The 22,584-nt window shown below is 47.1% G+C and carries 16 protein-coding genes; 5 read left to right on the forward strand and 11 right to left on the reverse strand.

Annotated elements, in window-relative coordinates; genetic code table 11:
- Positions 1 to 32: 32 nt before the first annotated feature.
- Both rng and RGU72_RS11795 read left to right on the forward strand, forming a co-directional pair.
- Positions 33 to 1,496, forward strand: coding sequence for a ribonuclease G (gene rng, locus RGU72_RS11790; RefSeq protein WP_322119914.1), 1,464 nt, complete (start codon positions 33 to 35; stop codon positions 1,494 to 1,496).
- 257 nt (positions 1,497 to 1,753) lie between these two features.
- Complete coding sequence (locus RGU72_RS11795) at positions 1,754 to 2,848, forward strand: acyltransferase (RefSeq protein WP_322119915.1); 1,095 nt, start codon at positions 1,754 to 1,756, stop codon at positions 2,846 to 2,848.
- Positions 2,849 to 2,866: 18 nt separating this feature from the next.
- On the opposite strand, the gene waaF is transcribed toward RGU72_RS11795, so the two are convergent.
- The 4 genes from waaF to dnaE all read right to left on the reverse strand — a co-directional run bounded on the left by waaF (position 2,867) and on the right by dnaE (position 10,995).
- On the reverse strand, positions 2,867 to 3,913 hold the full coding sequence (waaF, locus tag RGU72_RS11800; protein ID WP_322119916.1) for a lipopolysaccharide heptosyltransferase II: 1,047 nt from the start codon (positions 3,911 to 3,913) through the stop codon (positions 2,867 to 2,869).
- 8 nt (positions 3,914 to 3,921) lie between these two features.
- A complete protein-coding gene (gene msbA, locus RGU72_RS11805; protein ID WP_322119917.1) occupies positions 3,922 to 5,670 on the reverse strand; it encodes a lipid A export permease/ATP-binding protein MsbA in 1,749 nt (582 codons plus the stop codon).
- A gap of 395 nt (positions 5,671 to 6,065) precedes the next feature.
- Positions 6,066 to 7,418 (reverse strand): O-antigen ligase family protein, encoded by a 1,353-nt coding sequence (locus RGU72_RS11810; RefSeq protein WP_322119918.1) that lies wholly within the window; start codon positions 7,416 to 7,418, stop codon positions 6,066 to 6,068.
- The gene (gene dnaE / locus RGU72_RS11815; RefSeq protein WP_322119919.1) at positions 7,411 to 10,995 is read right to left on the reverse strand and encodes a DNA polymerase III subunit alpha; all 3,585 of its coding nucleotides are present in this window, start codon (positions 10,993 to 10,995) and stop codon (positions 7,411 to 7,413) included. Before dnaE ends, RGU72_RS11810 begins: the two co-directional genes overlap by 8 nt.
- A 149-nt stretch (positions 10,996 to 11,144) precedes the next feature.
- Here dnaE and RGU72_RS11820 point away from each other — a divergent pair, with 149 nt between their 5' ends.
- Positions 11,145 to 12,077, forward strand: coding sequence for a sulfurtransferase (locus RGU72_RS11820; RefSeq protein ID WP_322119920.1), 933 nt, complete (start codon positions 11,145 to 11,147; stop codon positions 12,075 to 12,077).
- A gap of 130 nt (positions 12,078 to 12,207) precedes the next feature.
- On the opposite strand, the gene RGU72_RS11825 is transcribed toward RGU72_RS11820, so the two are convergent.
- From RGU72_RS11825 to RGU72_RS11835, 3 genes are all read right to left on the reverse strand, one after another.
- A complete protein-coding gene (locus RGU72_RS11825; RefSeq protein ID WP_322119921.1) occupies positions 12,208 to 12,636 on the reverse strand; it encodes an ExbD/TolR family protein in 429 nt (142 codons plus the stop codon).
- A gap of 96 nt (positions 12,637 to 12,732) precedes the next feature.
- Positions 12,733 to 13,161, reverse strand: a complete 429-nt coding sequence (locus RGU72_RS11830) for a biopolymer transporter ExbD (protein WP_322119922.1) — start codon at positions 13,159 to 13,161, stop codon at positions 12,733 to 12,735.
- 175 nt (positions 13,162 to 13,336) lie between these two features.
- Complete coding sequence (locus tag RGU72_RS11835; RefSeq protein WP_322118045.1) at positions 13,337 to 14,209, reverse strand: MotA/TolQ/ExbB proton channel family protein; 873 nt, start codon at positions 14,207 to 14,209, stop codon at positions 13,337 to 13,339.
- A gap of 25 nt (positions 14,210 to 14,234) precedes the next feature.
- On the opposite strand from RGU72_RS11835, the gene RGU72_RS11840 reads away from it, so the two are divergent.
- Positions 14,235 to 14,411, forward strand: a complete 177-nt coding sequence (locus RGU72_RS11840; protein WP_322118044.1) for a hypothetical protein — start codon at positions 14,235 to 14,237, stop codon at positions 14,409 to 14,411.
- Between the two features lie 70 nt (positions 14,412 to 14,481).
- On the opposite strand, the gene RGU72_RS11845 is transcribed toward RGU72_RS11840, so the two are convergent.
- The 4 genes from RGU72_RS11845 to RGU72_RS11860 all read right to left on the reverse strand — a co-directional run bounded on the left by RGU72_RS11845 (position 14,482) and on the right by RGU72_RS11860 (position 20,919).
- Complete coding sequence (locus RGU72_RS11845; RefSeq protein WP_322119923.1) at positions 14,482 to 15,147, reverse strand: TonB family protein; 666 nt, start codon at positions 15,145 to 15,147, stop codon at positions 14,482 to 14,484.
- A gap of 469 nt (positions 15,148 to 15,616) precedes the next feature.
- On the reverse strand, positions 15,617 to 16,879 hold the full coding sequence (locus RGU72_RS11850; protein WP_322119924.1) for a cyanophycinase: 1,263 nt from the start codon (positions 16,877 to 16,879) through the stop codon (positions 15,617 to 15,619).
- A gap of 115 nt (positions 16,880 to 16,994) precedes the next feature.
- Positions 16,995 to 19,718 (reverse strand): TonB-dependent receptor, encoded by a 2,724-nt coding sequence (locus RGU72_RS11855; RefSeq protein ID WP_322119925.1) that lies wholly within the window; start codon positions 19,716 to 19,718, stop codon positions 16,995 to 16,997.
- Positions 19,719 to 19,935: 217 nt separating this feature from the next.
- Positions 19,936 to 20,919 (reverse strand): MurR/RpiR family transcriptional regulator, encoded by a 984-nt coding sequence (locus tag RGU72_RS11860; RefSeq protein ID WP_322119926.1) that lies wholly within the window; start codon positions 20,917 to 20,919, stop codon positions 19,936 to 19,938.
- A gap of 358 nt (positions 20,920 to 21,277) precedes the next feature.
- Between RGU72_RS11860 and RGU72_RS11865 the strand changes: the two genes are divergently transcribed.
- Positions 21,278 to 22,441 carry a succinylglutamate desuccinylase/aspartoacylase family protein gene (locus RGU72_RS11865; protein WP_322119927.1) on the forward strand — a complete coding sequence of 388 codons (1,164 nt, stop codon included), beginning with the start codon at positions 21,278 to 21,280 and terminating at the stop codon, positions 22,439 to 22,441.
- The last annotated feature ends 143 nt before the right edge of the window (positions 22,442 to 22,584 follow it).

The raw sequence follows: 22,584 nt of genomic DNA on the forward strand, positions 1-22,584 counted from the left end.
CTTATTTATTGTATCGAATATTTTATTAAATTATGAGCGAAAATCTCCTCATCAACATCACCCCGCAAGAAACCCGTGTTGCTCTGATTTTTCAGGGTGCGGTGCAAGAACTTCATATTGAACGCACCCTGTCCCGCGGCCTGGTCGGCAATGTTTACCTCGGCAAAGTGGTACGTGTATTACCCGGTATGCAATCTGCATTTATCGATATTGGTTTAGAGCGTGCTGCGTTTTTACATGTCGCCGATATCTGGGATGCGCGCTCACAAGAGAGTGGCAATAATGCGCTGACACCGATAGAAAAGCTGCTGTATGACGGTCAATCCGTGACAGTACAAGTGATCAAAGATCCTATCGGCACCAAGGGCGCCAGACTCTCTACCCAAATCTCTATCGCTGGCCGCATGCTGGTATATCTGCCGCAAGATTCACATATCGGCATTTCACAAAGAATAGAAAACGAAGCCGAGCGCGAAGCTCTGCGCGCCAAGGTATTAAGCTTGCAGCAGCCGGGCGAAAAAGGTGGCTTCATCGTACGCACCATGGCAGAAGATGCCTCGGATCAGGATCTGAAATCCGACGTCGACTATTTGCGTCGCACCTGGGCCAATATTACGCAAATGGCGAAGACCCAACCGCCAGCAACTTTATTGCACCAGGACTTAAATCTGGCGCAGCGCGTATTACGCGATTTCGTCAATGAAGAAACGGCTACGATACAGATTGACTCGCGTGAAAATTACGTGATGCTGCATGAATTTGGTACCACCTACACGCCCTCTGTTTTACCTAAACTACAGCACTATACGGGCGAGCGTCCGCTGTTTGATTTATATGGCGTAGAGGAAGAAATTCAGCGTGCATTAGGACGCCGGGTCGATCTTAAATCGGGTGGTTATCTGATCATCGATCAAACTGAGGCCATGACCACCATCGACGTCAATACCGGCAGTTTTGTCGCTGGTCGTAACTTTGACGACACCATCTTTAAAACCAATCTGGAAGCGGCGCACGCAATTGCCCGTCAACTACGCCTGCGTAACCTCGGCGGCATCATCATCCTCGATATTATTGATATGGAGAATGAGGAACATAAAACCGCCGTACTGGCAGAATTGAACAAAGCACTGTCACGTGACCGTACCAAATTATCCGTATCTAGTTTCTCTGCACTCGGCTTAGTGGAAGTCACCCGAAAACGTACACGAGAGTCTTTGGCACATATTTTGTGCGAACCCTGCCCAGCCTGTAGCGGCAAAGGTCAAGTCAAAACTGCCCGCACCATCTGCTACGAAATCCTGCGCGAACTGCTGCGTGAAGCCAAACAATTCAACCCGCGAGAATTCCGCGTGATGGCGTCGCAAGTCGTAGTTGATATGTTTTTAGAAGAAGAGTCGCAGCATTTAGCTATGCTAGGAGACTTCATCGGTAAGCCGATATCGCTGCAAGTAGAAAGCGTATTCCCACAGGAACAGTACGATATTATTTTGATGTAAAGGTCTCTGCTAGTCAGTAGCCAGTAGGGTGCACCATGAGTACCAATCAAGCCGAGGAAATAATTTGCGCTAGAAATGACGTTGCTTAAGTAAAGCGTCGCGCATGGCGCACCTTACTGAACTAAGGAATATAAAAGGGAACTGCTAAACTTAGAACGTCCAATCATTCTGCGGCCTCTGGCGCATTTTAGGCTTGTAAGCCGCAGAATGATTGGACGTCTGATATTCAAATAAAAAATCTGCCGACAACATCACCTATGACAAATCGAGCTATCTGGGTTGACTATGCTAAAGCCATCGGCATTTTACTGGTGGTGTATGGTCATGTGGCCCGCGGTGTCTGGAATGCCGGAATCCCTTTTGATCAAGCTACCTACTCATTGATCGATAGTGTGATTTATAGCTTTCACATGCCATTGTTTTTCTTTTTATCGGGTCTATTTTTTAATGCCTCATTCCAAAAATACGGCGCTAAAAATCTGCTCATTGGTAAGCTGGAAACCATTGCCTATCCTTACGTAGTTTGGTCTCTACTGCAAGGCATGGTTGAAGTGTTTTTATCTAAATACACAAATGGCAAAGTCAGTATTGCAGAAGTGCTGGCTTTATTCTGGATGCCTCGTGCGCACTTTTGGTTTTTATATGTACTATTTTTGGTATTTATATTAGCGACCTTACTGCATCGTTTTCTTCAGCTGAACGTAGCGTCATCTAAATTGCGTCCCTTAGCCTTGGTATTGCTTATCACTTCTGCGCTGTACGTTGGTAATGGCAACGGCAACATGGTTGCGCCCTTCCCTATTGATTATCTTATGGCTTACTTTGTGTTTTTTGTACTGGGCATACAATCCGAACAGCTTGCTGAGGTCATCACCACACGGCCTCTGCTATGGCTGACCACAAGTACGTGCGCATTTGTGGCGGCACAATGGGGTTTTCATCAAGGGCTAGGGTTGACGTATCTGCAGCAGGGACTGCTGAGCTTATTACTGGCGGTGATTTCTATCGTCTTCATTTGTAGCATTGCTGTTTTTCTAGCCCAATTATCGCAACCTACGGCACGGGCTGGCTTACCACCATCACTAGCTTTGCTGTCATTCATCGGTTCATGCTCGATGACGATTTATCTGATGCATGTGCTGGTGGCAAGCGGCCTGCGGATAGTGCTAAGCAAATTATTGGGAGTGAGTAATTTAGCGGTACATTTGCTGCTTGGCTGCCTTGCCGGTGTTGCAATACCAATCCTGATTGATCGCTTGAGTAAGCGATCGGCGTTCTCATCACTAGCGTATTTATTTTATCCGCCACGGAGATTGTCTCTCAAACCGGGTTCGGAAAATAAACCCGGCTAGATATCCGAGACTGCAATCTCAAGCTTGCTCTATCCGCTCTATCTGCTCTACGATCTTCCAGATGCTATCACTGCTTAATTGCTGCATACAATTTTGATGGCCTAACGGACACTCACGCTGTTTACATGGCGAGCAACTTAAGCGCAAGGATAGTGAATAAGCGATATCTGAAAATGGCGGCGCATGGTCAGGGTCCGTAGGTCCGTATAAGGCGATCACAGGACGATTTAATGCCGAGGCAATATGCAGCAGGCCCGAGTCATTACTGACGATCGTAGCGGCGCTGGCGATCAGCGCAATCGCTTGATCCAGGCTGGTCTTGCCTGCCAGATGATGGACTTGCGGGCAAAGCTGGCGAATTTCTTCACACACCGCCTGATCTTTGGGCGAACCTAGCAAAACGATTTGGGTATCTGGCCGCATCTGTAAAATCTGTATTGCCAACTGCGCAAAATGGCTAGTCGGCCAGCGTTTTGCATTGCCAAATTCTGCCCCCGGTGCGAAAGCGATCACCGGCTTTTCTACCAACAAGCCAAGCTGTTCTAACACCTTGGCAATTTGCGCAGGTGCAACCGACAAGCTGGGACGTGGAATCGTTGTGACTACTGTACTTGCTGGCACACTGGCTAATGCGGCATAAAACGGTACCATCGCGCGCGGCGCAAGCGGATCGTCATGATGCATTACATTAATCAGTCCGTACCGGCTCTCACCTTTATAGCCGATCCGTTTCGGAATACCGGCCAGCCAGGGGATTAAAGCAAACTTCAAGGTATTCGGCAAAATATAGGCAGCAACATAAGCTCGCTGACGTAATTGTCGGGCATAGCGCCAGCGCTCACGCAATTGCAAAGATCCATGTTTGAACGGTGTCTCCAGCACGCTATCGACTTCCGGCATGGCGCGCAATACGGGCGCAACCCAAGCCGCTGCCAGTACATCAATCGCATGCTGTGGGTAGCGTTGTTTTAAGAGCTGCAACAAAGGCTGCGCCATGACTGCATCACCAATCCAGTTTGGGGCGATGACTAAGATGCGTGCCGCGCTGATAGATTCTGCATTCATACTGAGATTTATGCTGATGCCGTGAACTGCAGGCGATATAAATTAGCGTACACACCGTCTTTTGCCAGCAGCTCTGCGTGTGTCCCTATCTCGCTGATACTACCGTCGACTAACACAGCAATCCGGCTGGCGCGCTCTATCGTAGATAAACGATGTGCAATCACTAAAGTCGTTCTGCCTTGCATCAGCTCGTCCAATGCCGATTGCACTGCGCGCTCGGACTCAGAATCCAAGGCTGAAGTTGCCTCATCCAAAATCAGAATCGGCGCATCTTTATAGATCGCCCGGGCAATTGCTAAGCGTTGACGCTGGCCGCCAGATAAACGGCTCCCGTTGTCACCAATCATGGTTTGCAGGCCCTCAGGCAATTCCTGTACAACATCATCCATATGTGAAGCGGTAACGGCAGCAGCAATCCGCACCCGGTCTGGCTGTGCATCACCATAGGCAATATTGGCGGCGACCGTATCATCAAACAAGACCACACTTTGGCTGACCATTGCGATTTGCGCGCGCAAGCTGGTGAGTGAAATATTATTGAGCGAAACGCCATCCAATAAAATATCTCCGCCAGTTGCCTGATAAAACCGCGGCACCAAATTCACCAGCGAGGTCTTGCCACCGCCAGACATACCCACCAAGGCCAAGGTCTCTCCAGGCTGGATACTTAGATTGATATTTTTCAGTGCAATTTGCTCTTGGCCTGGATAGCTAAAGCTAGTGTTAATAAATTCCAGCTTGCCTTGAGCTCTGGCAGTTAATGCAGCGGCGCTAGGGCTATCATTTTCTGGCACGGCGTCTATCATGGAGAACACGGATTCTGCTGCGGCCATGCCACGTTGTAAGGGACCGTTAAGATCAGCTAGTCTTTTTAAGGGCGCTAATAACAGCATCATCGCCATAATAAATTCAACAAAATTACCCACTGAAGTCTTGTTTTGGACAACCGCTAACATGACCACTACGGAAACCGCACAAGCCGCAAGTATTTGGGTAATTGGCGTGGTTGATGCGACTGCAATCGTAGTTTTCATCGCATAGCCACGCAGCTTTTCATTCTTTAGATCGAAGCGCTGTTGCTCATATTTTTGCCCGCCAAAAATACGGATCACCTGGCTAGCGCGAGTGGTTTCCTCAATGACCTGCGTCAGCTCGCCATTGACTTCTAACTGATCATGGTTGAGCTTGCGCAGTCGCTTACTGACCCTGCGTATCAGCAAGGCCATTGCAGGAATCAGGATCAAGGTAACCAAAGTCAATTTCCAATTAATCCACAGCAAATAGATGAACAATACCGCGACAGTAAATGAATCACGGAATAAAGTCGTGATCGATACTTTGACCATTTCTACGATTTGCTGCGCCTCAAACATGATGGTATTAATCACGCGTCCACTAGATTCTGTTTGATAAAAATTAATCGGCACACTTAAAATCCGGGCAAAAACTTGGGCGCGTAAATCGTTTAACTGACTAGCCGCGATCCATGACATGAAGTAGCTGGTAGTGAAGGTGCATAGTCCGCGCAAAATAAAAATACCGACGATGGCGGCGGGGATTTTCCATAATGGTAAATTGGTTTTTTCACCCTTAAAACCATGATCCAGCAGATATCCAAATACTCTTGGAAACATGGCCTCCGTCAAAGCCGTTAGCAACATCGTAATTACAGTAATCCATAACATGTTGCGGTGTGTGCGCATTGACGCCCATAAACGTCGAGAAATTTCTAGTGTCTGTTGATTGATAATTGCCATTATTTAATTTTTCATTGTCCATATTTTATGCGGCTTCCAGGGCATTTTTGCTCTGAGAGGCTTATATTGATTGGACGATCCTTTTCGTTTTTTTAATTAATTGACTATACGATGTCAGGCTTGTTGTGCTTATTTTTGCCTTCGCGCTCATTATTAGGACTTACGGAAAAATCAAAACCCCTCACCACAAAGGCACAGAGGCACAGAGGCACAGAGGAAGAACAAATGAAGACTAAGGCAGGATTTCGCTGTTCTCCTGATTTTCTCTGTGCCTCTGTGTCTCTGTGTTGAGAGGTCTTGATGTTTTATATTAAGCCCTCTGGTTCCGTGTGAATGGCAGCAAACAGCTTTCCGTTTTGCGTAAGCCCTCCTTATTAAGTCATACTTATTAAGTCCTACTTATTATTTTTGATGTTGCTTTCGTTATTACTTCTGATGTTACTTCTGCCTACCCCGGCCAGCGGAATGGCAAGCAAAATCATAAACGCCATACCAAAGACACCATCACGTAAGATCGCATTAAACATCCCGCCTATCATCATGGTCATTCCCAGCATCGCCAGCAACATGGCACGATCACTGTCATTCGGCGAGGCACGCATACGGTAGGCTACTTGCAATTGCGTACACCATATCCATAACAAAGCGGCAACACCCGCAATACCTAGCTCGGTAAAGTACAGCAGATAGTCATTATGAGGCGTGGTCATGGTGCCACTCCTCAGCGATTTGGCACGCTCCTGATAGAGTGGCATCCAATTGGCAATGCCGTGTCCTGTCCACGGTTGCTCGGCGATGATCTGACTGGTGACCTTGTATATCTCCAGGCGCATGCCGTCATCACCGACGCTTTTACCCTGACCAAAAGAATGTATCTGATGCACTGTGCACTCAGCCCTAGTGAGCAATATTTGCACAGGTGTGGTCTGTTGCATCTCATTCACCACACAGGTGGCAGGAGCAGGCAAATTAACAACGTATTGCCATGCGCCTGCGAATCCGGCTATCAGACATCCCAATATTGCAGCGCTGCGCCACGACCAACGCAAATTGCGGCATGCAATCATCAGGCAAAGCAAGACAAAAGTCACACTGGCAGTGCGAGTTTTTGCCAGCAGCATCAAGGCTGCAACGACATAAATCAATACGACTATTCTGACTAGCTTGTGATCTTTGCGCAGAAGTAATTCGTGCAACATCCAGGCAGAGGACAAGGCCAGCAAGACCCCTAGTAAGATCGATTTATTTCCTTCATACACAACATAACTACGGAACATGGTGTTGTTCGGCAAAACATGGAGAAAATTTAAATAATACAAAGTAGCCGCAAAAATCGCTCCGGCAAAAAATATTTTCAATGCTTTTTGTTGCCATACACCGGCGCCTACACTGAGAAACGGGAGCAAAAATAGATAGGTCTGGTAGTGAAAAAAACCAGACCAGAATTCGCCAGCGGGCCTGTTGTGTATCAGCGCAATCACAATACTGACAGCACTTAGCGTTAGCACTGGCCACAACATAGGACTAGCACGAACAACTTGTAACTTTTGAGAAAAATTTCCTGACACGAGCAAGCTGATATAAAACAATAAAACGCCGAGATACATCACACCGACTGGAAAAAATAAAGTCAGTGGAAGACAGGCTAATATTTGTTGCGGCATTGCTAAGCGCCACCCAGAAGATGACTCAGTAATGTCCATAGTAATCGCTGGTTCGATATGAGAATTAGATAGTTGATCAGGCATATTCAATCTGCACTTTGTCCGGCGATAACCACTCACCTAATTTTTGTCGTAAATGATCGTCTGGACTGACTCGCCATTGATCAGATAAATATAATTCGGCACATGACTCTTTATTTCGATAGCGGATCAAAACCGGGCAGCCCGCTGGATTAAGACTAGGTTTGAGTATGTCTTGTAATTTCTTCAGATCAGCACCTGCGTCTAATGACAAACATAAGCCTTGCGAAAACTCTACACGCGCCCTGCCGATATCCATCACTTTTTCAGCAGTGATTCTAAGTCCACCAGAGAATCTATCTTCTGATACTTTACCGAATACAGCTAAGAACTCATCTTCTTTAAATAAGTTTTTACACTCATCCAGCATTTCGCTATAAACCGTTACATCGACGGTGGCAGTGCCATCATCTAAGGTGACGATTAATATCTTGCCGCGTTGTGTCATTTGGGTACGCAATGCAGCAATCACGCCACCAATCAAACGCACATCTCGTGAAGGTTCTAACTTCAACAAAGTAGTTTTGATGAACTGCCGAACCTCCGGTGCATAGGCATCAAACAAATGACCAGACAGATAAAAACCGAGTGCTAATTTCTCTTCCATCAAGCGCTGCTTGTCAGTCCAATGCTCTGCTTTGACATACTCCGGCGGTGGGATCATATCTTCATGATCGCCAAATAAGCTCACTTGATTTATTTCCGCTTCTGCTTGTTCTGCAGCTTCCATCGCCAGCGGCACAGTGGCTAATAAAACTGCACGATCTTTGCCCAGACTGTCCATTGCACCAGCGCGTATCAATGATTCAAACGTGCGGCGATTCACTTGGCGTTTGTCTACACGCTTGGCAAAGTCAAACAAACTGACAAAGGGTCCGCCGGCAGTACGAGCGGCAACAATGCTTTCAATTGCATTTTGTCCTGAGCCTTTTACAGCACCCAGACCATAGCGAATTTGCGTCGCTTTTTTTCCCGGCTCACCGACAGGAATAAAGCGATAATCTGATTGATTAATATCCGGCGGCAGCAAAGTCAGTTTGCAGACATCCAGCGTATCTTCCACCAAAATTTTAATCTTGTCGGTGTCATCCATTGCCAGCGACAAGTTGGCTGCCATAAACGCGGCAGGATGATGTGCTTTGAGATAAGCCGTGTGATAAGACAACAACGCGTAAGCCGCAGCATGAGATTTGTTAAATCCGTAGCCGGCAAACTTTTCCATCAAATCGAAAATCTCATCGGCTTTGGATTGCGGCAAACCGTCTTTAGCAGCGCCATCACGGAAAATCTGACGATGTTCCGCCATTTCTTCCGCTTTCTTTTTACCCATCGCGCGACGCAACAAATCGGCGCCGCCGAGTGAGTAACCGCCGACCACCTGCGCCATCTGCATTACCTGCTCTTGATACACCATGATGCCGTAGGTTTCGGACAAAATGCCTTCGGTACGCGGATCAGGATAATCAAACTTCTCACCATGCTTACGTTTACAAAAATCGGGGATAAGGTCCATAGGGCCAGGGCGGTATAAAGCCACCAGAGCGATAATGTCTTCAAACCGATCCGGACGTGCATCCTTTAACATGCCTTGCATACCGCGGCTTTCTAGCTGGAATACGGCAACAGTTTTCGCTTTGGTTAATAACTCATAAGACGGTCTGTCATTCAGTGGCAATTTAGCCAGATCAAAATCGGCCATCGCTGGGTCTAACATTTTGATGTAGCGAACGGCACGATCCAAAATCGTCAGTGTAGTCAAACCCAAAAAGTCGAACTTCACCAGGCCAACAGCTTCGACATCATCTTTGTCGTATTGCGATACCACACCAGAATCGCCACCTTGCGTGTACAAAGGGCAAAAATCTGTGAGCTTGCCAGGAGCAATTAAAACACCACCGGCATGCATACCAATATTGCGGGTAATACCTTCGACTTGTTGTGCCAGATCGAGCAGGGTTTTGACTTCTTCTTCGTTTTCCTGCCGCTCGGCCAGCATTGGCTCTTCAATAATCGCCTCGGCAATGGTGACTTGTTTGCCAGGTTTAAACGGGATCAGTTTTGAAATGCCGTCGCAAAACATATAGCCAAAATCGAGTACACGACCAACGTCACGGATTGCACCTTTTGCGGCCATGGTGCCGAAGGTTGCGATCTGCGATACCGCCTCTTTTCCATATCGATCTTTCACATATTGAATGACGCGATCACGCCCTTCTTGGCAAAAATCAATATCAAAATCGGGCATCGATACCCGTTCTGGATTTAAGAAACGCTCGAACAGCAAATTGTATTCAAGTGGATCCAGATCGGTAATCAACAAGGAATACGCAACCAATGAACCGGCACCTGATCCACGGCCTGGACCAACTGGTACGCCATTATTTTTTGCCCATTGAATAAAGTCGGCAACAATCAAGAAATATCCCGGGAAGCCCATCTTGATAATCGTATCGGTCTCAAACTTCAGGCGAGATTCGTAGCGCTCTCTTTGTAGTTCGCGCTTTTCCACATCGGGATAAAGTTGCGCCAGTCTTAGCTCTAATCCTTTTTCAACTTCTGCGACCAAAAAATCATTAATCGTCATGCCATCCGGTGTAGGGAAATCTGGCAACTTTGGCTTACCTAATTCCAAAGTCAAATTACAGCGTTTGGCGATCTCAACTGCATTCTGTAAGGCACCCGGCAGATCGGCAAATAACTCGACCATTTCAGCTTGCGTTTTAAAGCATTGCTGATCATTAAAGCGTCGCACGCGACGACCATTGGCCAACATATCGCCCTCTGCGATACAGGTACGCGCCTCATGGGCAATAAAGTCTTCTTTGTTGATGAACTGTATAGGATGAGTAGCAACAACGGGCAAGCGTAATTTAGTTGCTAATGCAAGCGCTTGACGCACATGCGCTTCCATGTTCGGCTGCCCTGCACGTTGAATTTCAATGTAAAAGTGATTAGGGAAAATAGTCGCCCAACGTTGCGCGTTGGCTTCAGCCGCATCTAAATTACCATTATCAATCGCGATGCCAACATCGCCAAAATGAGCGCCAGATAAAACGATTAAGCTTGGTTGCTCACTTGTTTTTTGATCTGCTTCAAATAATGCCTGCAACCATTCAAAACGAATTTCTGCACGCCCACGATGTTGATTGCTCAACCAGGCTTGCGCTAACAACTCGCATAACTGCAAATAGCCTTTGCGATTTTTTACCAGCAACAACAAGCGCGATGGTTTATCCCGGTCTGCATCATTCGTAATCCATGCATCGCAGCCAGCAATCGGCTTAACTCCTTTACTGCGAGCACCTTTGTAAAACTTGACCATCGCGAACAAGTTAGCTAAATCAGTGATCGCTAACGCAGGCTGCTTGTCTTTGAGCGCCGCCTTGATGACATCATCAATACGCACCAAGCCATCGACAATCGAATATTCCGAATGCAAACGTAAATGTACAAATTGAGGAAAAGTGTTTTGATGCAAGACTGATATTGGGGCTGGTGTTGCAGCCAACGCGGCATCGGTGTTAACAGTTGCGGCTATCGCAAGGCTTGAATCTTGGGGAAGAGGTAGTTCAGTAGTCATCCTCGTATTTTACCGTGCTGGTGAAGGGAAAACGATTTCTGTGCAGCCAAATCGGGATTTGGTTTTCTAGGTTAAGTGAGTAAAACTGGAAAATTACTGGCATAAAAGTTTATAATGCTGCTAAATCAATGACTTACTGAATCTATTCCATGTCGTCTGCAACTTCTACCTTGGCAAGTCCTAATTCACATGACCTGCCTTACGTCAACATCTCGGCTTACAAATTTATTACCTTCAACGATACCGCTGAAAAACGTCCAGAATTTATCGCTAAATGCCAGGAACTCCATCTTAAAGGTACCGTTTTATTGACACCAGAAGGTATCAATATGTTCTTGGCAGGCTTCCGTCATGAGATTGATGCCTATATGGCCTGGTTACATACTGATCCGCGCTTTGCCGATGTTGTGGCGAAGGAAAGCCTCTCCGCGACGCAGCCGTTCACCAAATTATTGATCAAGCTAAAAGCAGAAATCATCACAATGCGTATGCCGCTGATTAAGCCAGAGCTTGGTCGCGCCCCATCCGTAGATGCGCAGACGCTTAAGCGCTGGCTAGATCAAGGTCATGACGATCAAGGTAAAACTGTGGTGATGGTTGATACCCGTAACGACTTTGAAGTAGATGTCGGTAGTTTCGATAATACAATTGATTATCGTATTACAAAGTTTACTGAATTCCCGGCGGTGATTGAAGCAAATCGTGATGCATTCAACGACAAGACTGTCGTTACCTTTTGCACAGGTGGAATTCGCTGCGAAAAAGCCGCTATTCACATGCAAAACGTAGGATTTGATAATGTCTATCAGCTTGAAGGTGGCATTTTGAAATATTTTGAAGAAGTTGGTGGCGCGCATTATCACGGCGACTGCTTCGTCTTCGATTATCGGACTGCACTTAACCCGCAGTTAGAAGCGACAGACACCGAACAATGCTATGCATGCCGGGCCGTGGTCACACCACGAGAGCAGCTTTCCTCATGGTATGTGCCGGGCAAGTCATGTCCTCATTGCAAAAAATTAGAGATCACCAGTATCGCGCCTGAAGCTGGATCGGAACAGGCAGAGCAAGTTTCAAAATAATATTATTAGGCTAGCGATAGACCATAAAGTCATATCAGTCGTCGTAAAAAAGGCTCCAATTGGAGCCTTTTTATTTGATCTGGCTCTTAAGCTGTCATCAAAGTAATTTTTTCTAGCAATTTTTAACGCATCACTTCAAGAACTGCTCATTACCAACCATACCGATCTTATTAACACCCAGTCGTTGCGCCTCGGCCATCACATGTGCCACCGCTTTGTACGGTACCAGCTTGTTCGGACGTAAATGCACTTCCGGTTGATTCGGCGTCGCCGCCACTGCCGTCAGTTTGGATTCCAACTCGGCATTATTCTGAATCGCTACACCGTCCCACAATACCGTACCATCAAAGTCGACGTCAATCGAGATCACGATTGGTGGATCGGTTTGTTTGGATTGTGAATTCACCGGCATATTCAGATTGACTGCGTGGTTCTGAATTGGGATGGTAATAATTAACATGATAATCAAGACCAACATGACGTCGATCAGGGGGGTCATGTTCATTTCGATCATGACTTCCGGTTCGCTCGAGTTGCCTGAGCCTAATTGCATACCCATACTATTCCTTTCGTTCTTTCACTCTTACCGCTGGTGACTGCCGTGGTTCTTGCTTCGTTCTTACTTGGTTCTTGCTTCGTTCTTACTCTGTCTTACTTAGTTCTTCGGCGGTGGTTCTGTTACAAAGGCGACCTTGGCGATCCCGGCGCGCTGGGCGGTGAGGATGACTTTGCCGACAAATTCGTAGCGGGTGTTTTGATCGCCACGAATATGGAGTTCCGGTTGCGGTACTTGGTTCGTGACCGCTTTGAGACGCTCAAATAAAACATTGGTGTCTGCGACCGGGGCTTCGTTCCAGAACATGTCACCGTCTTTGTTAATGGCGATGGTGATGTTTTCTGGTTTGGTTTTGTACGGTTGGTTAATTTCCGCTGGGAGCTTGACCGGAACCGTGTGGGTGACGACGGGGATGGTGATCAGGAAGATGATCAGCAAAACCAACATGACGTCGACCAATGGGGTGGTGTTAATGGTGCTGTTGACTTCGTCTTCGCCGTCACCATCGTTGCCGATTGCCATTGCCATAGTGTGTTCTCTTTCAGATGACAGATACTGTACTTTGTGTTTTGTTCAGGAGGAGGTGGCGCTGCCACCTCTTCTGGTGTTGCTTGCTGTTGTGCGCTGCGTTTTGGGGTATTTACCTGATACTTACTTGGCTGCGGTCGTTTGCAGCTTTGCCTGGTAAGTACTCCTTCACGACTTAGGCTTTTTTGGACATCACGCCAGACAAGACGACGGAGTGCAGATCAGCGCTGAAGGCACGGATGTTTTCCATGGCAGTTTTGTTGCGACGTACCAGGAAGTTGTAACCGAGTACGGCTGGAACCGCCACAGCGAGACCAATGGCGGTCATGATCAAGGCTTCACCAACTGGGCCGGCGACTTTGTCAATGGAGGCTTGTCCTGCTGCACCAATGGCGGTCAGCGCGTGGTAAATACCCCATACCGTTCCGAACAGTCCGACGAATGGTGCGGTGGAGCCAACGGTGGCGAGGAAAGCCAGACCATCTTGCAGACGGCTTTGTACTTTGTCGACGGCGCGTTGGATGGACATGGAGATCCAGGAGTTGAGGTCAATTTGTTCTAACAGAGCACCTTCGTGGTGGTCACTGGCTTTGGTGGCGGATTCGGCGATGAAGCGGAATGGGCTGCCTTCTTTGAGGCTGGTGACGCCAGCGTTGACGGAGGCGGCTTTCCAGAACTTGGTTTGCGCTTCTTTGGCTTGGCCACCTAATTTGAATTGGTCAATAATTTTGGTGATGAGGATGTACCAGCTGCCCATGGACATGATGAACAGGAGGAAGAGTGTGCCTTTGGTGACGAAGTCGCCGCCTTTCCAGAGGGCGTCGAGGCCGTATGGGTTGTCAACGACTTTGTCTTTGTCTATTGGGGCTGCGGCTGGTGTGAGGTCAGTGGCGGCTGGGGCTTCTGCCGGGGCGGCTGCAGCTGGTGCGGCGGCGCTGGCGGAGGCGGCAGGAGCACTGGCTTCTGGTGTTTGGGCTTGGGCAGTGACGACGCTGGTGGTGAGGGTAATCACGGCGGCGGCCAGGAGGGCTTTCAGACTGAATTTCATGTGCGTACTTCCTTCGTAAATTGGCATGTCAAATGCTGTTGTTGTTACTGTTGCTGTTATTTGGGTTGGCTTACGTTTGCCTGGCTTGGCTGGCGTTTGCTTGGCCTTACTTAGAGTTACTGCGAGACTTACTGTAAGAGTTACTAGTATTGCTTTGTTCGGTAGTGCTGACCCGGGCTGGCTTGGCGTGTGGCTTGGCTGACCCAGGTTTGGTGTGTTTCTTGGTACTGCTGGTATTTCTCGTGTTTATTTCCAATATGTCTTAGGCAGTCTTAGTCGAGCTTCCAGACGTATTGCACTTTGGTGGTGGTCGTTTGGGGCTTGCCGTCCACGGTACCGGGTTTGTTTTTGCAGGTGCCGGAGAGTAATTGGGCACGTACGGCGTTGTCGAGTCCTCTGAATCCGCTGGATTTGTCGATCTTGACGTCGGTGACGTTGCCGTCAGCGCCGATGACGACGGAGAGCATGACGGTGCCGGTTTCTTCGTTGCGTAACGAGGCTCTTGGGTATTCTGGTTTGCAACCGGCGGCGTTGAAGTCAATCACCCCTGGTACCATGGAGGGACCGGCGGGTTTGTTTTCGACAACAGGTTGGGCGACCGTTTTAGGCAGGACATTGCTGTCCGGCTTGACCTGGGATACCTGGGTGATGGTGTTGGGCGTGACGACCTGTTGTTGCACCTGAACTTCTGGCGGTGGTATGAACGGCGGCGGTGGTGCCATCAGCTTGGGCGGTGGCGGTGGCGGTACATCTGGCGGCGGTGGCGGTGGCTTGATCTCTTCGACCAGCTTGGTTTCCATCGGCTTCATGATGTATTCGACTGCTTTGACGCCGAGTCCGTTGATCAGGGCATACACGAGCAATATGTGAAATGCGATTACCAGCCCTATCCCGAACACCTTCTTGCCCGGCTCTTGCTGGTGATTTGAAAAATCCATACCTACCATCCTCCTGTTACCACATTTACAAAAATATGCTCCTCTGAATTTAATGCTTAATTAAATGCAAAAAACAGAGTCGAGACCACATTACGAATTATTATGCACTACTAAGACTTTTAAACTGCTAACAAACTATGCATCACTTATTTTTCGCTAGCGACGAATTAGTTTGTGCTTTAAAAAACGAAGAGCATCGTTCATTTTTTCAAAATTTGCAAGCATCAGAGTAGACTTATCAAATCTGATATCAGCTATTTTTATGATCATTGAAACTTTTGCTACGAATGCAAAACACTCATTTAAAAACATCAATAATGTAGCAAAATTACAAATTTAATTATTATTAAACCAGGCCATAAAATTAATTACCTAGGTGGAATAAATTAAAATGTAATTTTATTACAGAAATAAAAGAGTAAAATAACTCATTTTTCAAAAGAATACCACGTCTAAACGAAAAAAAAGCTCATTTATATCGATATAAAGGCGTTTGCATTACGATAGGTCGAATATCCATCCGAATATTCATTACCGTATAAGCGTCAGAGCCTAGCGCGCTAGAAAAGTAACCCTTACTTTCGGCAGTCTTACTGAACGTAAATTCAAATCCAGCTTCTGCATTTGGAGCTTCCGGATCACCAAAAGCAAGCGCTTTTGTCTGAAGTTGCTTATTATCAATTAAATCCTGCATCAAATCTACTACTGTCGTGTTTCCTAATATGTCTGGATAAAATTTCTTCTCTGCATTGTAAGGATTTGCAGGATCTACTACTCCTTTTTGCTTTTCTTTTGACGTGATTAAAACCTTCGTTTGCAGGTTATAACGATCGCCACGATCCAGATAACTTATTTTTACGTTACTAATATTAAATGCATTCAATTGAGCGTCGGATATCGCCTCGCTAAGATCCATCAGTATTGCGCCTTTATATCCCAGGATTTCGATATCTGCCATACCCTGCACAATCATGGCGGTATTTTCATCAATCCCCAAACCTAGTTTGTAATTTTTTTTCAGCATTAACGGGATCATCCGCGCAAACCTGCCGCGAATAATCAAATGCTGATCAACAAACACTTGGTCGCCAATAAATCCAAGGCCAGGTGCGATTTCTTTTCCCTCATTTACGCCAAACTGCAAAGTAGGTAAAACGGCCTTGGCGTCATAAAACATCGTGCTACTCATAATTGCCGCTCCGGCGCTAGAACCAGCAATGACGCCCCCTCGGTGATACACATCCCAAATAGCCTCTAATGCTGCGCTCTTGGTACCATCTGGCTTAACTAAAGCTTGCGTGATTCGCCCTTGATCTCCACCAGAAAAATAGACTCCGCCAGCGGCACGAATTTGTGAGGCTACTGATGGATCATTCGCGACATTTTGATAATCTGACCCCTTGAGCCTGATCGCTAACGGCACCACAAATGCGCGGGCACCATAACGGTTTAAGGTATCTGCTATATTTTTCCCCGCATTTTCGGGATTGGCAGCAGCAGCCGGAATCACTGCAATTTTGGCGCCCTTGCCACCACTTAAAGCGACTATTTTTTCCCACACTACAGCATTATCAGTGCGCAAAGCACCGCCAATAATCACCAGCGTGCCTGCTGCCTCCGGCTTGGCTGGGTCTAGCCTGGTTTGGGCATGCACCATACCAAAAGTAAGAATAAAGAAAACAATACTGATGCGTTTACATTGACGCAAAAAAAATAACAACAAATTACTCATGAGAACAGATCCACTGAAAAATCATCTAGCGATACATCGCTGCGTCATACGTCATAAAGATAGAAAAATGGGGAGGCATACAGCATGCCACCCCACTTTTAAATATGACTTAATGTTATTTAAAAGCGTAATTCACTGAAGCATAAAAGAAGCGTCCACGTGGATCCGTGTAACTAGGATCATAGCCCGCTAAGAAGCTATACACCTGGTTAGAGCGCGGCGGATTGGTATCTAACAAGTTTTTGATACCTACCCGGAAGCTGGTCGCATTAGACAACTTATAGCTACCACTCATATCCCACAATGCATACGAACCAACACGACGTACCGAACCATCTGGATTAGGATTTTGATCTTGATAGCCTTGATAGAACGTCTGCTGCAAAGTAGCACCCCAAGGACCGCGATCAAAATCAAACGTCAAGGTATGACGCCAGCGTTGAACCACTTGAGTATCGGTGAACACGCCAACACCATTGATTTCTGGACTCGCGTTGGTAGTTTTAGTTTTGTAATCGAATACATAAGTACCGTTTAAAGACACAGCAAATTTGCCGATGTCATTTGCAGGTAAACGCCAGTTCACATTCAGATCGATTCCTGAGGTATCTAAGGTACCGATGTTATGCGTACGGCCATCGACCGACACAATCGCCCCAGGAATCCCAGGCAAAGTTGGGTCAGCAGCAGCGCGCACCACATATGCCGAGTTATGCGTAGGATCGCTAAAGTAAGCGCCCTCGTTAGCTAACAACGTATCGGACTTCTGAATGCGCCAGTAATCAATCGAGGTCGTCAAAGTACGCATAGGCTCAAACACAAAACCAAACGAGTATTGCTTGGATGTTTCTGGTTTCAGATCAGCGGTACCGCCTTTGATCAGATTAGGCTGGATACCACAGTAATCAGGATTTTTTGTGTTATCAATCGCCCCGACTTTGATACATCCCAAAGGATCGTTATACACACCACTGGTTTGCCCTACACGTGCTGGCTCATGCAAATCAGTCAGGGTCGGTGCGCGGAAACCAGTGCCGTAAGAACCACGGAAAATGATTTCTTTAGTTGGATTCCAGCGGACACCGACTTTAGGATTTGTGGTTCCACCGACGTCGTTATAACGATCATGACGGAGTGCGAATTGTGTCTCCACATTTTTTAATACCGGGAAATTAAACTCAGCATAAACAGCCTTCACGTCACGGTCACCACCATAGGCAGCCGCAGCACCATCACCACGGATTTCACCCGCAGCCAATAAAGCGGAAGGAGTAAAGTCTAATTTTTCACGACGATATTCTGCACCAACTGCAACTGCGGCTTTACCACCTGCCATATCAAATAGTTCACGCGATGCTTTAGCGTCCAATGAATCGGTCGTACCACGCGAATGACGCGCCGCATCACTAATTTTTGCAGCATTTAACAGTGCCAGGCCATCGGCACCAGAAGGTCCAAACGGATTAATTTTCCCACTCAGAAATGCCGCATTAAACAAGGAGGTACGAACATATCCATTGACGTATTTATCATCGACAGTGCTAACGCTATGGTTCAATGCGGTGTCGTAATCCCAACCGGCAACGCTACCTTTAGCGCCTAATACGATACGCTGTGCAACGGCATCGACTTCATTCGTACGGGGACCTGCTTCGCTCAAACGCAAACCTACGCGCAAAGGGGTTTGATTAGTGGTGATTAAACTGCTTGGATAATAAATCCCACCCGCGCTTGGTAATGGATAATTAAGATCACTGACCGTTAAAGGACTGATACGGTAGGTAGTCTTAGTATCGCTGTGCAATACCTCTGCGAATAAAGTCGTGTCCTCATTCAAGGCATACTGGCCGCGCGATAACAGAGAAAAACGTTTGGATTCAGGGAAAATCTCTGTGTCGTGCATATAGTCATACAAACAGGCCTGACTACCGACAAAACTACCTGGCGCATACACTGTTGATGGCGGATTACAGTTTGGCGCGCTTGGGTTTAAGCGTGAGCCAGTTGCACTGCCGCTTGCTTTAGTACGACGCACGTTTGCCGGATAAGTATTAGAGCTGCTGACGTCCAGATTAATATCTGGTTGGTAGGCAGAACCAATCCAGTCTCTTTGCGTAGAACGCAGACTTTGACTATCTTGCACGTTCACCACGGCCATAACGTTGTAGCGATCTTTAGTCAGGTCACCCAAACCGCCGGATAAGGTCACGATATTTTTACCTGCACCACCATGTTGGGTACCACCGGTATAAGCAGAGACCTCAGCGCCCTGATAATCAGGACGCGTGATAAAGTTAATGACGCCACCAATCGCATCCGTACCATAAATTGCGGACGCACCATCCTTCAACACCTCAACCCGAGAAATCGCTGCGGCGGGGATGGAATTTAAATCAACACCAGAAGAATTACCCGGCGATGCAAAGTTTGCGAGGCGACGGCCATTCAACAAAATCAAAGTTGAAGATACGCCGATACCGCGTAAGTTGGCGCCATTAAAGCCGCGCTGTGTTCCACCGTTATCACTAAAGCTGGCACCGTCAGTTAAGGCAGCTGCACTGGCGGATATTTTGCTCAATAATTCGGCTGCGGTTGTCACGCCACTTTTATCAATTTCAGCACGGGTCAAAATTTGCAAAGGCATCGCAGTTTCTGCATCTAACCGCTTGATGGACGATCCTGTGATTTCTACTCGCTGTACTCTAGCTGCATCAGCCTCCGCTTGTGCAAACGCGGAAGGACTGACACAACCCAAGACCGCCGACAAACCTAAAGCATAACGAATAGATAAAGCAATCATCGTTGGCCTGGTCTGTATTTCTCTACTTTTATTTTTCATTTTCACTTCCCCTCACAATTTTTTTACAAGATAAAAAATCAAACACTCAACGCACTAACTCCAAAGGACTAACCCAACATTTGAATCACAAAAATACTGAAGCACTTATAAGCTGAGCACCAGTGCACCAAAATTTTTAGACAGCAGTTCACCCTGGCTTTTTAAAAGCCATTTTTTTCAACTCCGACCGGGATTAAATAAAACTGCTGTTTAGGTCCTAGTCAGATTCTGATTTCTTCTTCTTTCTCATTGCTAGCTCCTTGCTACTGCTTTTGGAGCTCGCGTCAGACCCATGTAAATAAGCGGATAAAGCCTCGGTCAGCTTCATCGCCTTTTCTACATTCTTACGATTGGATACCATCAGACTGCTGACTAAAGCTTCGATCAGCGCGATGGCCGCAATGGAACTACTTGGCAAAACCGGATGAGTACTCGGTGCCAATAATAAAAAATCGCCGACTGCCGCCAATGGCGACGCGGTTGAATCGGTCATCGATACGATGCAGGTGTCATGATCACGCGCGAATTGCGCTAACTTGATGGCGTCATTGGCATAGCGCGGAAAAGAGATCAGGATCAGGACATCTTTATCAGAAATACTGGCCAAATGTCCGGCAGCAACCTCGGTACCCCCATAACCCACCACCTCAACTACATGCGAGCAAAATGGCTGTAAATGCAGCGCTAACATCCCTGCCAGATGCGCACTTAAGCCAAAGCCCATGACGTAGACCGTGCGCGCTTTGACTAACTTACTCACCACCTGGTTTAAGACCTCAATCGACAAGTTTTGTTTTGTCGCATCGGTATTGGCTAATGCGTATTCAAGACTGGTAATAGCAGGATTAGTCTCTTGCGTGCGACGCTCGATGGTATTGCGTAATTTTTCTACTGGCTGAAATACACTTTGCAAAGTCTCCGCTACTTCATTACGCATCGCAGCATAATTGGAGAAACCAATATCGCGGGCAAAGCGGCTGATCGTTGCGGTCGATACCTGGCAACTTTGCGCTAAATCTTCTATCCCCAAGGCAGTTACTCTGACCTGATTACGCAACAAATAATCCGCAATGCTTTGATATGAGGACGATCCCTCAGTCAGAGTCTTAATCAGGATCTTGCCGAGTTTGGATTGCGCAAAAGCGACCTCTGGCGTAGCTGCCTCGGTATTGACTACATTTGGGGTGATCGACTTAACCATAAGGATTTTTCAGTCTAAAGAAAACAGGGACTACATCATACAAATAAAAAATCACATCACGTCTTATTTGTATTTCAATTTTGTTTAAAACATTTTTGCTGAAATGAATCGTATATCTGATTTTGAACAAACTCAACATTATTTGTAAATTTTTTTGCATAACTTCATTTTGTGTAAAAAATACGTCATAATGATTTCAATTGATTACCGCCTGTCCGCGCTTTGTTTATTTTTTCATCAAGGTTTTACAGAACTCTTGAAAAAAATAGACAATCCAAAGTGAGATCCGCCTTTGCATCTGAAAAATTAGCATTGCCCAAAAATACAACCCCTACGCAACCACACCAATTAAAATAATATGGAAATCAAAACTCACCTGCTAGAAGCGCGCAGCATCGGCACCCAGCGTCAATTTGTCAGCTATCACTTTGGGCAAGCCGCCAGCAATGATGGAAGCAATGGTACGAATAGTACGAATGGCGTCCCCAGATCGCTCAAAACCTACATCCAAGCGTCTTTGCATGCGGACGAAATTCCGGGCATGTTGGTGGCCCATCATCTGCGCGCGCAGCTAGAAGCCTTAGAGGCAAATGGAAAAATTCGGGGTGAGATTGTGCTGGTACCGCTGGCTAATCCGATTGGTCTGGACCAGGCGATTCAGGGTGAGCCATTTGGGCGTTTTGATTTGGCCTCGGGCATCAACTTTAATCGCGGCTACCGCAATTTAATACCGGTATTGCGCGAGAGCTTAGCTACGCTACTCGGAAGTGACATCAATAAAAATGTCAGCATCATCCGTGAGCAAGTGCTCTTGTTGTTGGCGCAATGGCAGCCGGCGAGCGAGGCGGACTCTTTACGTAAAACCTTGCAATCATTGGCATGTGATGCTGACATCGTTCTGGATTTGCACTGTGACAATCAGTCTGTAATGCATTTATATACCGGCACACCAGTCGCCGAAGAGGTGTTGCCGCTGGCACGCTATCTGGGTGCGGAGGCAATGCTACTCGCTACCGAATCTGGCGACGATCCGTTTGATGAAACCTGTGGTCGGCTCTGGTGGGAGCTGGCGAACCATTTTAAAGATCAATTCCCAATTCCATTTGCCTGCGTCCCGGTCACGGTCGAACTACGCGGAGAAGTCGATGTCGCGCATGAGCTGGCAGAGCAAGATGCCAATGCCTTAATTGCCTACCTCGCATACAAAGGACAGCTCGACATCGCAACGCCACCTCTGCCCGCCGCATTTTGTGCACCGACGCCGTTAGAAGCCGTGCTACCAATCGCCGCGCCGCATGCTGGCATGCTGGTGTTCTCAAAAAAACCGGGTGACATGGTGCAACAAGGCGACATCATCGGCGAGGTGATTGATCCGATTTCTGGCAAAACAACCCCGCTCATCGCCAAAGTCGGTGGAAAAATGTTTGCCCGCACCGCCTACCGTTATGTACAGCGCGGAATGGCGATTGCGAAAATCGCGGGGACTGTGCCGTTCCGGACAGGGAAATTATTGTCGCTTTGAGATTAGCTTTGAGCTACGTTCAGTCGATATCGCAAGCGCAGTGAATATATATACTCCCACTATGTATATTTAATCGTCCATATAATCATTGGACAATGAGGGATATTTTAAATAAATAAGGGGGAGTATATGAATATCCGCCA

Source organism: Undibacterium sp. 5I1, from assembly GCF_034314085.1.
In the GTDB taxonomy this organism is placed as follows: Bacteria; Pseudomonadota; Gammaproteobacteria; order Burkholderiales; family Burkholderiaceae_D; genus Undibacterium.

Excerpts from the sequence above, each read along its gene's own strand:
- RGU72_RS11830 (WP_322119922.1), bottom strand. The coding sequence starts at position 13,161 with ATGGCAATGGCAATCGGCAACGATGGTGACGGCGAAGACGAAGTCAAC.
- RGU72_RS11865 (WP_322119927.1), top strand. The coding sequence starts at position 21,278 with ATGGAAATCAAAACTCACCTGCTAGAAGCGCGCAGCATCGGCACCCAG.
- RGU72_RS11860 (WP_322119926.1), bottom strand. The coding sequence starts at position 20,919 with ATGGTTAAGTCGATCACCCCAAATGTAGTCAATACCGAGGCAGCTACG.
- waaF (WP_322119916.1), bottom strand. The coding sequence starts at position 3,913 with ATGAATGCAGAATCTATCAGCGCGGCACGCATCTTAGTCATCGCCCCA.
- RGU72_RS11810 (WP_322119918.1), bottom strand. The coding sequence starts at position 7,418 with ATGCCTGATCAACTATCTAATTCTCATATCGAACCAGCGATTACTATG.
- rng (WP_322119914.1), top strand. The coding sequence starts at position 33 with ATGAGCGAAAATCTCCTCATCAACATCACCCCGCAAGAAACCCGTGTT.
- RGU72_RS11795 (WP_322119915.1), top strand. The coding sequence starts at position 1,754 with ATGACAAATCGAGCTATCTGGGTTGACTATGCTAAAGCCATCGGCATT.
- msbA (WP_322119917.1), bottom strand. The coding sequence starts at position 5,670 with ATGGCAATTATCAATCAACAGACACTAGAAATTTCTCGACGTTTATGG.
- RGU72_RS11820 (WP_322119920.1), top strand. The coding sequence starts at position 11,145 with ATGTCGTCTGCAACTTCTACCTTGGCAAGTCCTAATTCACATGACCTG.
- dnaE (WP_322119919.1), bottom strand. The coding sequence starts at position 10,995 with ATGACTACTGAACTACCTCTTCCCCAAGATTCAAGCCTTGCGATAGCC.
- RGU72_RS11840 (WP_322118044.1), top strand. The coding sequence starts at position 14,235 with ATGTCAAATGCTGTTGTTGTTACTGTTGCTGTTATTTGGGTTGGCTTA.
- RGU72_RS11825 (WP_322119921.1), bottom strand. The coding sequence starts at position 12,636 with ATGGGTATGCAATTAGGCTCAGGCAACTCGAGCGAACCGGAAGTCATG.
- RGU72_RS11850 (WP_322119924.1), bottom strand. The coding sequence starts at position 16,879 with ATGAGTAATTTGTTGTTATTTTTTTTGCGTCAATGTAAACGCATCAGT.
- RGU72_RS11845 (WP_322119923.1), bottom strand. The coding sequence starts at position 15,147 with ATGGATTTTTCAAATCACCAGCAAGAGCCGGGCAAGAAGGTGTTCGGG.
- RGU72_RS11855 (WP_322119925.1), bottom strand. The coding sequence starts at position 19,718 with ATGAAAAATAAAAGTAGAGAAATACAGACCAGGCCAACGATGATTGCT.
- RGU72_RS11835 (WP_322118045.1), bottom strand. The coding sequence starts at position 14,209 with ATGAAATTCAGTCTGAAAGCCCTCCTGGCCGCCGCCGTGATTACCCTC.